Genomic DNA, 13,826 nt, shown 5'->3' with positions numbered 1-13,826 from the left:
TATCATTTTCCAAGAAGGAAAGTCGTGAGTGTCGAGCCGCAGCGCGTCGCATCGTCCGACGGCGTATCCCCGACGGCATGTCGCGCCGTCCGTCAGCTCGTCGCGCCGCTCGCCGACAGCACGCGCCTGGCCTGGGTGCTCAGGCGGAGGCGAGCTGTCCGGCGGCGTGGCTCCGATCGGCGCGGGCACCCCGCTCGCGGCGGAGCAGTGCGAGCGGCCGACGGCTGCGGCGCGGGCCGCCGTCGCTCGCCGCGATCTCGAGGGTGCTGGGGTCGAGGCCGTGCTCGGCGGCCTGTGCCTTGGCGGCTCGCAGCTCGTGGAGGGCCTCGACGTCGCCCCAGGCGGCGGGGAGCGGGCGGTAGTCGATGAGGTGGTCGGCGGCGGCTCGGGTGCGGCTGGTGGCGATGGTTGCGTTTCTCATGCCTCGACTATCCGTGCGAGCTGGGGGTCTGCGCGTCCGACGGGGAGCGCGAGGCCGTCATCCTGCAGGTGGATCCTGGGGCTGACGCCGCTCCACCCACAGGGGACGGGTGCCTGCGTGGAGCTCGATCCTCGCCGCCGCCAGGGTGTCCCGGTGATGTCCTTTTCCTCCGCTCGTCGACGTGCTGGCCAGCGGCGTGGTCATCGGTTTCACTGGGCTGATGGAACGAGGAAGCAAGGGTCCGGGGTCAGGGGGTCGCGTGAATTCGCGCTCCGAGTCTGCCGGCGTCCGCCTGGCGACTGATCGGCTCCGTCTGCGGCCGGGGCGCGTCGGCGATGCGGTGGTGCACCGCGAGCTGTGGGCCGAGCGGGATCCCCGAGTGCCCCCGCATCGGCGGATCGATGCCGACGGACGCCCGACCCTCCGTGATCTCGAGGACTCGCTGCGGTCGGGTCCGCAGGCATCGGGCCTCGGGCTGCTCGCCGTGGAACTGCGGGACGACGGGCGGACGGTCGGGTACTGCGGACTGGTCGAGGGCGGTCCGGGCTCCGCCGCCCTCGACGGGCAGCCGCCCGGGCCGGAGATCGCGTTCGAGCTGCTGTCTCGGGCTCAGGGTCAGGGATATGCGACCGAGGCCGCGCGAGCCGTGGTGGAGTGGTCGCGGCGGGAAGGTCTCGAGCGGCTCCATGCGACGGTCTGGTCCTGGAACTCGCCCTCGCTGCGAGTGCTGGAGAAGCTGGGGTTCGAGGAGACCGCCAGGACCTCGCCCGACGGAGCGTCCGGGGACATGGTCGTCGTGACCTTGGAGCTCTGAACCCTCACCGCACTGTGCAGAGTCCTCACCGCACCATGCGGAGGTCGCGGATGCCGCCGAGCTGCTCCTCGACCTGAGTCGCCCCGTCGGGCGCGAAGCCGAGCTTCTCGTAGAAGCGTCGGGCGCGCGGGTTGTCCTCGGCGACCCAGACGCTCGCCGGTCCGCCCTCGAGGATCGCCTCGGTGAGCTCGCGGGCGACGCCGGTGCCGAGCCAGGCCTCGTCGAGGTAGAGCACGGACAGCTCGCGGGGTCGCACCGGCACGGTGTCGCGCGGTGGCCAGGACGCGGCCAGGCCGATCACCTCGCCCTCCGCGTCGCGTCCCACCCGGTACGTGCCCTCGTCGGCCGCTCGGGTCCCGGGCGTGAGCCAGCGGGTCCAGTGCTCGAGCCGGCGCTCGATCGCCGCCTGCCCGAACCACTCGTCGCCGCTGAGCAGATGCGCATAGGCGAGCTCCCAGCCGCGCACATGGATCCGGGCCAGCGCCGGGACGTCCTCGAGCGTGGGGGTGTCGATCGTGAAGGCCGAGCCGGTGGAGGTCACGCCCGAGAGGATATGCGCTCGGGCCGACCGGAGCGGGGCTCTCCGTCACGTGCTTGTCCCGGGTCTCGCCCCGCCCGGCGCCTCTCGGGCACATCTCCGGTCACCTCCGTTCATCGACGGGCACCTCGGGCAGTTCGCCATGGCATGCTAGGTGTGCCACGCTAATGCCGTGCATAAGCTCCGCTTCGGCATAATGTCCAGCGGGCACCGCGGACGAAAGGACTGACATGTCGCTGTACCTCCTCGAGATCGAACCTGTCGCAGCCACCCGCGAGGGCGGCCAGGCCGTGATCGACGCACTGCTGGCTCCGACCGGCGAGGGGTCCGTCGCCGAGCTCATCGAGTCGCAGGTGACGGCCGACCATTCGCGCCTGTTCACGATCGTCGAAGCCGGCTCCGCCGAGGAGGCCGGGCGGCTCGTCTCCTCCCTCGGCGACGCCGCCGGCACGGTGCAGGGTCCCGACGAGGTCCGCCTGGTCGGCGCGGAGCTCGACGACATCAAGGCGCTGCGTCGCGGCGCCGGGTATCTCGTCGAATGGGACATCCCCGCCGAGATCACCATGGAGAAGTACCTGGCGCGCAAGAAGGCCAACGCCCCCAAGTACGCGCAGGTCCCCGAGACCTCCTTCCTGCGCACCTACGTGCGCGAGGACACCGCCAAGTGCCTGTGCTTCTACGACGCACCCGATGAGGACGCCGTCGTGCGGGCCCGCGAGGCCGTCGAGACGCCGATCGATCGGATCTGGGCGCTCGGCGCGATCGACCTGGGCGCGAAGAGCTCGTGACCTCCGCCGTCGTCACCGAGGAGCGCAGCGGTCTCGGGCTGGCCGCGCTCCCGCCCTCGGTCGGGGCCGTGGTCGACGACGTGGGTGCGCAGGCCGGCGCCGTCGACCGGGGCGACGCCGACCTCTGGGACGGTCTGCGGGACCTCGGCGAGCAGGGTCTGCTCACCGCGCCGCTGCCCCTCGTGGTCGAGCTGGCGCATTCCCTCGCCCGCCGCTGCACCGCCACCTCCTTCTCGCTGTGGGGCCACCGGTCTGCTGTGGAGTACCACGAGGCCACGGGCGTTCCGCTCCCTGCCGGGGCCGACGTCGGGACCGTCGCCCTCGCCTCCGGCATGGCCCCCGCCTTCAAGGAGGAGGCCGGACTCGGCGAGATCCCGCTCGAGCTCACTGACGGGGCGGACGGGTCGCTGTCCGTGACGGGCGTGCTGCCGTGGTGCTCGAACCTCCGACCCGGGGCCTGGATCGTGGCCCCGGTCCGTGGGGCGGGCGACCGGCGCGCCATCATCCGGTTCGCCCGGGACGCCGACGGGGTGACCGTGAAGCCGCTGACCGGCCTCACGGCACTCGACGGCACGTCCTCGGGTGTGGTTCTCCTGGACGACGTGAGGATCCCGGCCGGTGATGTCCTGACCGAAGACCTCCCCGCGTTCCGCGACCGGGTCCGGGCCCCGTTCCTGCTGATCCAGACCGGGATGTGCCTGGGTCTGGCGGGCGCGGCGCTCGACGCCGCGGAATCCGCCGCCGACGAGGCCTCCTGGCACGTCCTCGCCGAGGAGTTCCGTCAGGCGACCGCGGGGTGGGCGACTCTCCGCGCGGAGCTGGTGCGCACCGTGGAGCAGGCGACGGCCGCCTCCGTCGGCGAAGCAGAGCGAGTCCCTCCCCGTGACCTGGTCTCGGTACGGCTGGAATCCGCCCTGCTCGCCGGCCGCGCCACCCGTCTCGAGCAGAAGGTCGTCGGCGGCCGGGGCTATGCCCTCGGCTCGGACACCTCGCGTCGGGCCCGGGAGGCGGCCTTCCTCCCCGTGCAGTCGCCGACGGAGACGCACCTGCGTCATCTCCTCGCGGCAGAGCCGGAGCTCCCGACGGCGCCACCGGATCTCTCGGCGGCGGCACCGGATCTCCGCGCGGCGGAGCCGGGCGCGAGCGGTACCGGGGACCCGGCATGACGACCCTCGCCCTGCGGGGCGTGACCCGCTGGTTCCCCGGCACGGCGCACCCGGTGCTGCAGGGGCTGGACCTGGAGGTCGAGGAGCTCGAGACCCTGTGCGTGCTCGGCAGCTCCGGCGCCGGCAAGTCCACCCTGGTGCGGCTGCTCGCCGGTCTCGACGAGCCGCAGGGCGGCACCATCGACCGCGGGGACGACCCCCGACGGCCCGCGCTGGTGCCGCAGTCCCCGGACCTGTTCCCCTGGCTCACGGTCGCCGAGAACGTGGGCATCGGTGGTCGCTACACCGCGAACGACGGGCACTTCCGCCCCGAGCGGGTCCCGGAGCTCCTCGCCGAGCTCGGCATCGCGGACCTGGCCGAGGCGCTGCCCGCCGAGCTCTCCGGCGGGCAGGCCCAGCGCGTCGCCCTCGGTCGGGCGCTCGCCGTGGATCCGTCGGTGGTGCTCCTGGACGAGCCGTTCTCGGCGCTCGATCCGGCGATCCGCGCCGACCTCCAGGTGTGGCTGCGGGAGGTTCTCACCCGGGTGCGGATCTCCGCGGTGCTGGTCACCCACGACGTCGACGAGGCGCTCACGGTCGCCGACCGCATCGTCTACCTCGACGGGCCGCGCGGCCTCACCGCCCAGTGGCGGCCTCGCGAGGACGGCACCGGCCGCGACGAGGTGCTCGCCCACTACCGGGCGGGATCGCTCGGGGCCATCGCATGATCGCCCGCCCGACCCGTCGGGCACTGCTGGGAGGTGGCTCGGCGACCCTGCTGGCCGGGGCCACGGGCGCAGGTCTCGGTCTCGGGGTGCGCCGTGGTCGCGCCGCACCACCGGACCCGTCCGGCCCGTTGCGGATCGCCTACCTCCCGATCACCGATGCCGCCCCGCTGCTCATCGCGCACGCCCGCGGCTATTTCGAGGAGGCCGGGATCGAGGTCGCCGAGCCGGTGCGTCTGCGCTCCTGGGCCTCGATGGGTGAGGCGCTGCTCGCGGGCAGCGTCGACCTCGTCCATCTGCTGTTCCCGATGGCGCTGCAGATGCGGGTCGACCTCGGGGCGGACATCCGTGTGCTGGGGGCGAACCACGTCGACGGCTCGGCCCTCACGCTCGGCCGGGACGTCCCGGAGACCGCCGCGCTCGCCGGACGCACCCTCGCGATCCCCGCCTGGTACTCGATCCACAACGTCATCGTCCAGCAGATGCTCCGTGCCGAAGGGCTCACCCCCGTCGTGCGCCGCACCCCCTCGGCGACGCGCGGAGAGGTCGCGCTGGTCCCCATGGCCCCGGCGGACATGATCCCCGCCCTCGACGCCGGCTCCATCGGCGGCTACACCGTCGCCGACCCCTTCAATGCGATGGGGGAGGCGAAGGGCGTGGGTACCATCGGCCGGTTCCTGGGGGACGTCTGGCGCTCCCATCCCTGCTGCGTGACCGTCGCCTCCGGGGGCCTGCTGCGACGACCTGCGGCACAGATAGACGCCGTCGCCGAGGCCCTGGTGCGGGCGCAGCGCACCTGCCGCGAGGATCGCGAGGGGGTCGCCGCGGAGCTCGCCGGCACCTACCTGCCGCAGCCCCTGCCGGCGATCCGCGCCGCACTGCACCGTCCCGATGCCGGTCATGCCCAGGTCGAGCATCCCGACTGGCACGGCGAGACCATCGACTTCACCCCTGTCCTGCGCCCCGGGTTCACCGCCCGCCTCGTCGAGGAGATGCGCGGCACGCTCCTGGACGCGCCCCTGGGTGAGCTCGACCGGATCGACCCCGCCGCGGCGCACGGCCTCGTCGTCGACGATGCCGCACTGCGAAACGCCGCCCGCCGTCTCGATCCGTCGGCGCTGGCAGGACTGGACGACACCGAGGAGATCAAGCCGTGAGCATCGCCCCCACCGATCTGGACTCCGCCGACGGTCCCGCCCGGACGCCGGATTCCGGGCGATCCCGCACCGCTCGGCAGCGTGCCCCGCGATCCCCTCGCGCTGCGCTGGCCTGGGGAGCGTGCGGCGCGGTCGCGACCGTGCTCGCCTGGTGGGCGTTCACCGCTGTCGGAGGACCCGGCAGCCCGATGCTCGCCGCCCTCTCCCCGTGGCGCGTCCCCGGCGCCCTGGCCTCGCTGCTGTCCACGGGCGTCCTGCTGCAAGATCTTGTGACCAGCACGGTGAGGCTGCTGGCGGGGCTCGCGATCGCGGCGCTGCTGGGGATCCCCGCCGGGGCGCTGATCGGCCTGCATCGCCCCACCCGCTGGGCCGCTGCCGGACCGGTGCAGTTCGTGCGGATGATCTCGCCGCTGTCCTGGGCTCCGGTGGCCGTCGCCCTGCTGGGCGTGGGCTCCGCCCCCGTCGTGTTCCTGGTTGCGGCCGCCGCGATCTGGCCGATCCTGCTGGGGACCGCGTCCGCGGTGGGCTCGATCGACCAGCGCTATGTCGCCGTCGCCCACACCCTGGGAGCCCGACGTCGGGAGATCCTGCGCACCGTGGTCGTGCCCTCGGTGCGGCCGGCGGTGCTCCAATCGGTGCGCCTGGCGCTCGGCATCGCCTGGGTGGTGCTGGTCCCTGCGGAGATGCTCGGGGTCACCAGCGGGCTCGGCTACGAGATCCTCAACGCCCGTGATCGTCTCGCCTACGACGAGATGCTCGTGGTGATCCTCGTGATCGGTGCTCTCGGTGCCGCGATCGATGCCCTGGCCCGCCTGCTCCTGACCCCTCGACGCGGCTGATCCGGGCGGCTGAACCGCACGGTTGATCCGGTGGTTGATCGGGAGGCTGAGCCCGCCGGACTTCACATCAGGTACCTGCAACCCGTAGTATCACTAACGTGAGGGTGCTGCGGCACGCTCGCCTGCCCCCAGACACCGCCGTCGAAGGAGATCCCTCGTGCCCGAGGCCGTCATCGTCGCCACAGCCCGCTCACCCATCGGCCGCGCCCGCAAGGGCTCGCTCAAGGACGTCCGCCCGGACGACCTCGCCGCCCAGATGATCCGTGCGGCCCTCGACCAGGTGCCGCAGCTGGACCCCAGCACCATCGACGACCTGCAGCTGGGCTGCGCGATCCCCGAAGGGCAGCAGGGCGGCAACCTCGCCCGCACCGTCGCGATCCGTCTCGGCCTGGACGCCGTGCCCGGCGCGACCGTCACCCGCTTCTGCGCCTCCTCGATCCAGACCACGCGCGCCGCCTTCCACGCCATCGTCTCGGGCGAGGCGAAGGCCGTGATCTCCGCGGGCGTCGAGTCGATCTCCTCCAGCACCGGCAAGCTCATGGAGGAGGACGCCCGCGACCCGCAGTTCCGCGAGGCCTGGGAGCGCACCGAGAAGCGCGCCAGCCGGGAGATCCCCGCCCCCTGGCACGATCCGCGCGAGGACGGCGAGCTGCCCGACGCCTACATCCAGATGGGTCAGACCGCCGAGAACGTCGCGGAGCTGCGCGGCATCTCCCGCGCAGCCCAGGACGAGTACGCGGTGCGCTCGCAGAACCGCGCCGAGGCCGCGAAGGCCTCCGGGTTCTTCGAGCGCGACATCACCCCCGTCACCCTGCCCGACGGCACTGTCGTCGCGTCCGACGACTCCCCGCGTGCCGGCGTCACCCTCGAGTCCGTCGGCGGCCTGGATCCCGTCTTCCGCCCCGACGGCACCGTCACCGCCGGCAACTGCTGCCCGCTCAACGACGGCGCCGCCGCGCTCGTGATCATGGAGGCCGAGTACGCCGAGGAGCTCGGCATCACCCCGCTGGCCCGCGTGATCTCCACCGGAGTGACCGGCCTGAGCCCCGAGATCATGGGCCTCGGTCCCGTCGAGGCCACCCGACGGGCCCTCGCGCTCGCCGGGATGAGCATCGAGGACATCGACCTGGTCGAGTTCAACGAGGCCTTCGCCGCGCAGGTCCTCCCGTCGGCCGAGGACCTCGGCATCGACCACGACAAGCTCAACGTCCACGGCGGCGCGATCGCGCTCGGCCACCCCTGGGGCTCCACCGGTGCCCGGATGACCACCACCCTGCTGAACGGCCTGCGCGAGCGCGACGGCCGCTTCGGCCTGGCCACCCTGTGCGTCGGCGGCGGGCAGGGCATGGCCCTCATCATCGAGAGGATCTCCTGATGACCAGTACGAACAGCACGCGTGACATGACCAGCACCCCCTGGAACGCCCCCGCCCCCGGGCACATCTCCCTCGGCGGCAATCCCGGCAGTGCCGATGACGCCGTGCGGGACTCCGTGGTGACCGACCGCGCCGTGGTCTCCGCGCCCGATGCGTCCGCCGCGACGCCTGCCGAGCTGCTCCCTGTCACCGCAGACCACTTCTCTCTGTTCCAGGACGTGGCCGGCGAGGACCTCGCGGCCTGGCGCGACGCGCGCTCGCTGGCCGCCGAGGTGCTCCCGCAGATCAACGACTGGTGGGACCGCGGCGAGTACCCGATCGAGCTGATCGGTCGTCTCGGCGACCTCGACCTGCTCACCGACGGGCTCGACGTCCCCGGACATCGCTCGCTCACCCCGCTCGCGACGGGCCTGGTGAACATGGAGCTCTCGCGGATCGACGGATCCGTCGGCACCATGGTCGGCGTGCAGGGCGGCCTCGCGCTGCGCTCGATCATGCTGCTGGGCTCGGAGGAGCAGAAGCAGCGCTGGGCCGAGCCGCTCGCGACCGGCACCGAGTACGCCGCCTTCGCCCTCACCGAGCCCGATCACGGCTCCGACTCCGTCTCCCTGGAGACCGTCGCCCGCCGGGACGGGGACAGCTGGGTGCTCAGCGGCGAGAAGCGCTGGATCGGCAACGGCGCCGGCTGCCACGTCTCCGTGGTGTGGGCCCGGGTCGAGGATCCGAGCGATGAGGCTCTGAACGGCCAGGTCAGCGGCTTCCTCGTCGACCAGTCGCTGCCCGGCTACGAGGCCGAGGTGATCCGCGGCAAGGTCGCCCTGCGCGCCATCCACCAGGCGCACATCACGCTGACCGACGTCACGGTCCCGCTGGACGCCCGCCTGCCCGGCGCCCGCTCCTTCAAGGACACCTCGACGGTCCTGTTCGCGACGCGTGCGGGCGTGGCCTGGGGCGCCCTCGGGCATGCGACCGCCTGCTACGAGGCCGCACTCGAGCACGCCACCACACGCATCCAGTTCGGGCGCCCGCTCGCGAAGGCGCAGAGCGTCCAGGTGCGTCTGGCTTCCATGCTGCAGACCCTCACCTCGATGCAGCTCTACTGCGTGCGCCTCGCCGAGCTCGAGGCCGCCGGCACGATCCGCCCTGAGCAGGCCTCGCTGGCCAAGGTGCACAACACCCGCGCGGCCCGCGAGATCGCCTCCGACGCCCGGGATCTGCTCGGCGGCTCCGGCATCCTGCTGGAGAACCGGGTGGTGCGCCACCGCAGCGACATCGAGGCCCTGCACACCTACGAGGGCACCGACACCATGCAGTCGCTCATCGTGGGTCGCTCGATCACGGGGACCAGCGCCTTCGTGTGAGCCCCGCGCCGGCCCGGTCCGGCGCCGGGCGATGCCGGCTCAGGTGCGGGCGGCAGCGCCCGCACCGAGGGTCCTCACCGGGTCACAGCCCGCGCAGCTCCTCGACGAGGGCCTCGGACGGCTCGCCGGGGCACAGCTGAGAGGTCCAGGTCCGCTCCTGGGTGCCCTCGTAGCGAACGCGCACCTCGCCGCTCGGGTCCTCGCAGGTCGAGGGGTCGTGCTCGAGGAGGAGCGTGTTGAGATCGGCCAGGACGGGACCGATGAGCGACCAGGGTGCCAGGAAGCGTGCGGTGCCGGTGGTCGCGTAGGGGTCCTCCTGCTCGGTGAGGGATCCGCCCCAGCCGTCCGGGACGTTGCCGGCGGTGATGTACGTGCCCTCGGCGAAGCCGTCGCCGTCCAGCGCGTAGGTCTCGACCGGGGCGGATTCGTCCGGACCGTCCCCGGCCCAGGGGCGGAACTCGACCGTCCAGTCGGCGGCGGGCCGAGCGAGCTGTTCGACTCTCTCTCCCTGGGAGTCGCGGACCAGGACGTTGAGCTCGCGCAAGGGGGATTCCGGGTCGCAGTCCTGCATGGACGATGCATGGGTGATCGATCCGGAGACCTCGACGGTCTGCAGGCCGGCGTCCATGCAGTCGATCCTCTCGTCGGCAGGGACCGACGGCTCCCAGTCCAGGTAGGTCTCGGTGGCCTGCTCGAGGTGGTCGCGATCCTCCGCGCTCAGCTCCTGCTCGACGGAATAGATCTCCGTGCCGTCTGGCAGCACGTACCGCTCGGTGAGGGTGTGCTCCCCGATCTCGATCGTCGTCTCGCCGTAGTATCCGTCGGGCATGGTCTGCGGGTGGGTGAGGGTGATGACGTCGGTCGCGGCGAGATCGGGTCCGCCGCCCAGCCCCGACAGACTTGGCATCGCGCAGGCGCCCAGCATCAACGTGCTCCCGGCGAGCAGCGCGATGGCCCGGACGGCTCGTGTCGTGATCATCGGGCCCCAGGGGATGCAGCTCATCGCGCCCGGCCTCACAGCCCGCGCAGGGTCTGCGCGAGGGCCTCGCTGTGCTGACCGGGGCAGAGCCGGTACGTCCAGGTCTGGGCGGGCTTCCCGTGCTTGGTCATCCGGATCTCCCCGGTCTGGTCGCCGCAGCCGAGCGTCTTCTGGTTCAGCAGGAAGGCGTTGAGGTCGGTGAGCACGAGTCCGGTGTTGTCCCAGCCCAGAGGTGCCCCGTTCCCCTCCTCGGGAGCCAGATCGGCGCCCCAGTCGGCCGGAGCGTTCTGCGCGGTGATCCCCATGCCGATCTCGTGCTGTGCTGCAGAGAGCTCGTAGCGCTCGATCGGGGCGGACTCGTCCGGGCCGCCCCCGGCGGGGCCCTCCTCGGTCCAGGGACGGATCTCGATCGTCCAGTCGTCGATCGGGTGGGCGAGCTGCCCGAACAGCTCGGGCTCCGCATCGCGGACGGACTGCTTCAGCGTGTGCAGGGGTGTGTCGTCCGCGCAGTCCTGCACGTCGGAGTCATGGGTGATCGATCCGGAGATCGAGACGCTCGTGGCCGCGATGTCGGTGCAGGGAGCGCGCCGCTTCTCCGAGAGCTTCCCCTCCCAGGCCACGTACTTCCCGGCCCGCACCTCGATGAGGTCGCGTGCCTCGGGGTCGAGCTCGTCCGTGGTCTCGTAGATCTCCGCCCCGTTCGGGAGCTCATAGCGCTGGCTGATCGTGTCGGCCGCGACGGTCGTGGAGCCGTGCCCGAAGTACCCGAACATCCCCGCGGCGGAGTTGCCGATGGTGATGACGTCGTCGTCGGCGAGCTCAGGACCGTCCCCGGCGGGCAGCAGCGAGCAGGAGCTCAGCGCGAGCGTGAGTGCGCCGAGCAGGGCCAGCGCGCCGGGTCGTCGTGCAGTCGTCATGGTTCCCCCTCGTCCGGGCTCCCCCGAGCCGTGTGCGGTCAGCGTACTGGGGGGTGCCGCGCCACGACGATGGGGAGGAATCCCCACGCTCGGTACTCGACTCAGGCGCCCCCGAGCGGCAGCTTGCGCTCGAGCTCGGCCCGCCAGGGGCCCAGGTCCCAGCCCTGCGCCGCGACCCAGTCGTCGTCGAAGTAGGTGTCCCCGTAGCGGTCGCCGCTGTCGCACAGCAGCGTGAGCACCGAGCCGCTCTGTCCACGGTCGCGCATCTGGGTGATCAGCTGCGCGGCCGCCACCAGGTTGGTGCCGGTCGAGGCGCCGACACGCCGCCCCAGGTGCTCCGACAGGTAGCGGGCGGCGGCGACCGACGCGGCATCGGGCACCCGGATCATCCGATCCACCACTCCGGGCATGAAGCTCGGCTCGACCTGTGGGCGGCCGATCCCCTCGATCCGGGAGCTGTGCTCCGTGGTGACCGTGGGGTCCTGCCGCACCCAGCCCTCGAAGAAGGCGGAGTTCTCGACATCGGCGACGCACAGCGCGGTGGGCAGGCTGCGATACCTCAGCAGACGGCCGAAGGTCGCGCTGGTGCCGCCCGTGCCGGCGCCGACGACGATCCAGCGCGGCACCGGATGCGGTTCGAGCTCCAGCTGCTCGAACGCGCTGACGGCGATCGAGTTGTTCCCGCGCCAGTCGGTGGCCCGTTCGGCATGCGTGAACTGGTCCATGAACAGTCCGCCCTGCTCGTCGGCCAGCCGCTGCGACTCGGCGGCCATCTGCTCGGCGTGGTCCACGTAGTGGCAGCGGCCGCCGGCCGATTCGATGAGCGCGATCTTGCTGGTGCTGGTGGACCGCGGCACCACCGCCACGAAGGGGATCTCCAGCATCTTGGCGACGTGCGCCTCGCTCACGGCGGTGGACCCCGAGGACGCCTCGATCACCGGCATCCCCGGCCGCAGCTGGCCGTTGACCAGGGCGAACAGGAACAGCGAGCGGGCCAGCCGATGCTTCAGACTGCCCGAGGCATGCGTCGACTCGTCCTTGAGATAGAGCTGGATGTCCCAGCTCGCGGGCAGGTCCACGCTCACCAGATGGGTGTCGGCGCTGCGGCGCCCGTCGGCCTCCAGCCGACGGACCCGCTCCGCCACCCAGGCCCGCAGGGACTCGTCGCTGCGGTCCACGTCCTCGAGCTGTGCCAATGGCCCGAGGGCGGACGGGTCCTGTGCGGCGCGGTGCGTCTCCTCATGCATGGAACGACCGTACCGGGTGCCGGGCTCTACCTGGCGTGGCGGGGTTTGTTGCCGCTGTCGACGATCTGCTGTTCAGGCGGGGATTGTGGGCAGGTAGCGAGGCCTGCGTCACGAGCGCGGTGGGCCGCGGCGCGGTTGCGCAGGAGCTCCACCGTGCGGGCGTCATCCCAGCGCGAGAGCAGGTAGAAGGCGAGCGGCAGCGCAATCGTGACCGCTGCGCGCCACACGAGCGGCGCATCCTTCGGGAGCCAGGTGGCCAGCAGGACGCTCGCGGCTATGAACAGCGAACTCGTTACCCGGGCCGGCGTGATCGCGGGAGCGATGAAAGTTCCCCAGCACCGGATCTGTGCCGTGATCCCGAGCGTGGCGAACAGTCCCAGGAGGACGAAGAGGAGCAGAAGTCGGGCGACGATCGGTACGGGGAGCACCTCGAAGAGGAGCGCCGCCATGGCCGCATAGAGGATCGCTTCCGCCGCGTGCACCGTTCGAGGGACTCGGCGGGGTGTGGTGGGGGCGGCGGTCGACGTCGTCATCTCAGGCCTCCTTGCAAGTTCCACGTTAGGGCATGCCCCTCCGGCAGGGGTCGAAGCTGAGACTGCTCAGGGCGTGCGGACGGCGCCGAACGTCACCCGGCGCCGCAGTGCGAAGCCGAGCTTCTCGTAGCCGCTGATCGCGCCCGTGTTGGCGGCCGACGCGTGCAGCAGGGCGCGATCGCCGCGCTGCTGGATGTGGAAGGCGACGTCGAGCACGAGGCGGGAAGCGAGACCCTGGCGGCGGTGGTCGGGGTCGACCGCGACCGCGCTGATCTCGGTCCAGCCGTCGGGGTGGAGGCGTTCGCCGGCCATCGCGATCAGGCGCCCCTCGCGGCGGATCCCGATGTACCGCCCCAGCTCATGGGTGCGGGGCAGGAACGGGCCCGGCTTGGTGCGTTCGACGAGGGCGAGCATGTCGGCCGAGTCCGCGGCGCCGAGCTCGAGGACCTCGGCGTCGGGGCGGGCGCGCAGACGATCCGTCTGTGTCAGCTGGACGCAGGGGATCGAGAACACCTGCACCCAGCCCTCGGGCAGCACCGGGTCAGCATGCGAGACGCCGACGGTGGCGCCGTGACCGAACACATCCAGGACCGCCTCCCACACCTCGGGATGCTCCCAGTCCCTCACACCGACGAAGGGGGAGACGTCGTCCGGGAAGTGCTTGACGAGGTCGTTCCCGATCGCCAGCTGCGCATGGTGGCCGGTCAGCGAGGACCAGACGGGGTTGTCCAGCACGGTGTCATCCAGCACGGTGTCGTCCGGCGCGGTGTGGTCCAGCGCGGAGTCGTCCGGACGGTCGGAGCCGTCTAAACGGGGATCGCGGGCGCTCTGGTCCTGCAGGGTCATGGGGCTCCTCGAGGGGCGGCTGGGATCGGAGAGGAGTGTCGCTCCGTCGGCTGGTGGAGCCGACGCAGCGACGCTACTCCCGATGGCCCGTGGTGCCCAGAAATGTGTCGCAGAGCAGACGTTCGCGTCCCGAGCCGGCCT

15 protein-coding genes are annotated in these 13,826 nt (G+C 72.0%); 8 read left to right on the top strand and 7 right to left on the bottom strand.

From position 1 onward, the window contains the following. Nucleotides 1-139: 139 nt before the first annotated feature. Nucleotides 140-421 carry a hypothetical protein gene (locus tag ABD093_RS12640; RefSeq protein ID WP_343924897.1) on the bottom strand — a complete coding sequence of 94 codons (282 nt, stop codon included), beginning with the start codon at nucleotides 419-421 and terminating at the stop codon, nucleotides 140-142. 259 nt (nucleotides 422-680) lie between these two features. Between ABD093_RS12640 and ABD093_RS12635 the strand changes: the two genes are divergently transcribed. Further along, nucleotides 681-1,235: a GNAT family N-acetyltransferase gene (locus ABD093_RS12635; protein ID WP_343924895.1), complete on the top strand. Its 555-nt coding sequence runs from the start codon at nucleotides 681-683 to the stop codon at nucleotides 1,233-1,235. Between the two features lie 25 nt (nucleotides 1,236-1,260). On the opposite strand, the gene ABD093_RS12630 is transcribed toward ABD093_RS12635, so the two are convergent. Then, a complete protein-coding gene (locus ABD093_RS12630) occupies nucleotides 1,261-1,776 on the bottom strand; it encodes a GNAT family N-acetyltransferase (protein ID WP_343924893.1) in 516 nt (171 codons plus the stop codon). Nucleotides 1,777-2,003: 227 nt separating this feature from the next. On the opposite strand from ABD093_RS12630, the gene ABD093_RS12625 reads away from it, so the two are divergent. The 7 genes from ABD093_RS12625 to ABD093_RS12595 all read left to right on the top strand — a co-directional run bounded on the left by ABD093_RS12625 (nucleotide 2,004) and on the right by ABD093_RS12595 (nucleotide 9,163). Next, complete coding sequence (locus ABD093_RS12625) at nucleotides 2,004-2,561, top strand: DUF4242 domain-containing protein (protein WP_343924891.1); 558 nt, start codon at nucleotides 2,004-2,006, stop codon at nucleotides 2,559-2,561. Continuing rightward, nucleotides 2,558-3,727: an acyl-CoA dehydrogenase family protein gene (locus ABD093_RS12620; RefSeq protein WP_343924889.1), complete on the top strand. Its 1,170-nt coding sequence runs from the start codon at nucleotides 2,558-2,560 to the stop codon at nucleotides 3,725-3,727. Before ABD093_RS12625 ends, ABD093_RS12620 begins: the two co-directional genes overlap by 4 nt. Continuing rightward, nucleotides 3,724-4,434, top strand: coding sequence for an ABC transporter ATP-binding protein (locus ABD093_RS12615; protein ID WP_343924887.1), 711 nt, complete (start codon nucleotides 3,724-3,726; stop codon nucleotides 4,432-4,434). The genes ABD093_RS12620 and ABD093_RS12615 overlap by 4 nt, the downstream gene beginning before the upstream one ends. Further along, nucleotides 4,431-5,588: an ABC transporter substrate-binding protein gene (locus tag ABD093_RS12610; protein WP_343924885.1), complete on the top strand. Its 1,158-nt coding sequence runs from the start codon at nucleotides 4,431-4,433 to the stop codon at nucleotides 5,586-5,588. Before ABD093_RS12615 ends, ABD093_RS12610 begins: the two co-directional genes overlap by 4 nt. Then, a complete protein-coding gene (locus tag ABD093_RS12605; protein ID WP_343924884.1) occupies nucleotides 5,585-6,427 on the top strand; it encodes an ABC transporter permease in 843 nt (280 codons plus the stop codon). Before ABD093_RS12610 ends, ABD093_RS12605 begins: the two co-directional genes overlap by 4 nt. Before the next feature lie 157 nt (nucleotides 6,428-6,584). Then, nucleotides 6,585-7,802 (top strand): acetyl-CoA C-acetyltransferase, encoded by a 1,218-nt coding sequence (locus tag ABD093_RS12600; RefSeq protein WP_193116920.1) that lies wholly within the window; start codon nucleotides 6,585-6,587, stop codon nucleotides 7,800-7,802. Then, nucleotides 7,802-9,163, top strand: a complete 1,362-nt coding sequence (locus ABD093_RS12595) for an acyl-CoA dehydrogenase family protein (RefSeq protein WP_343924882.1) — start codon at nucleotides 7,802-7,804, stop codon at nucleotides 9,161-9,163. Before ABD093_RS12600 ends, ABD093_RS12595 begins: the two co-directional genes overlap by 1 nt. Before the next feature lie 82 nt (nucleotides 9,164-9,245). Here ABD093_RS12595 and ABD093_RS12590 read toward each other — a convergent pair whose 3' ends face one another. The 5 genes from ABD093_RS12590 to ABD093_RS12570 form a co-directional block, all read right to left on the bottom strand. Continuing rightward, the gene (locus ABD093_RS12590; RefSeq protein ID WP_343924880.1) at nucleotides 9,246-10,142 is read right to left on the bottom strand and encodes a hypothetical protein; all 897 of its coding nucleotides are present in this window, start codon (nucleotides 10,140-10,142) and stop codon (nucleotides 9,246-9,248) included. 35 nt (nucleotides 10,143-10,177) lie between these two features. Next, nucleotides 10,178-11,059, bottom strand: coding sequence for a hypothetical protein (locus ABD093_RS12585; RefSeq protein WP_343924878.1), 882 nt, complete (start codon nucleotides 11,057-11,059; stop codon nucleotides 10,178-10,180). Nucleotides 11,060-11,160: 101 nt separating this feature from the next. After that, nucleotides 11,161-12,306, bottom strand: a complete 1,146-nt coding sequence (locus tag ABD093_RS12580) for a PLP-dependent cysteine synthase family protein (protein WP_343924876.1) — start codon at nucleotides 12,304-12,306, stop codon at nucleotides 11,161-11,163. Nucleotides 12,307-12,332: 26 nt separating this feature from the next. Then, nucleotides 12,333-12,839, bottom strand: coding sequence for a hypothetical protein (locus ABD093_RS12575; protein WP_343924874.1), 507 nt, complete (start codon nucleotides 12,837-12,839; stop codon nucleotides 12,333-12,335). 66 nt (nucleotides 12,840-12,905) lie between these two features. Beyond that, nucleotides 12,906-13,685: a GNAT family N-acetyltransferase gene (locus ABD093_RS12570; protein ID WP_343924872.1), complete on the bottom strand. Its 780-nt coding sequence runs from the start codon at nucleotides 13,683-13,685 to the stop codon at nucleotides 12,906-12,908. Nucleotides 13,686-13,826 lie beyond the last annotated feature (141 nt).

Source organism: Brachybacterium tyrofermentans (genome assembly GCF_039526165.1).
Taxonomy (GTDB): domain Bacteria; phylum Actinomycetota; class Actinomycetes; order Actinomycetales; family Dermabacteraceae; genus Brachybacterium; species Brachybacterium tyrofermentans.
This window is presented reverse-complemented; position numbering and strand designations above follow the sequence as displayed.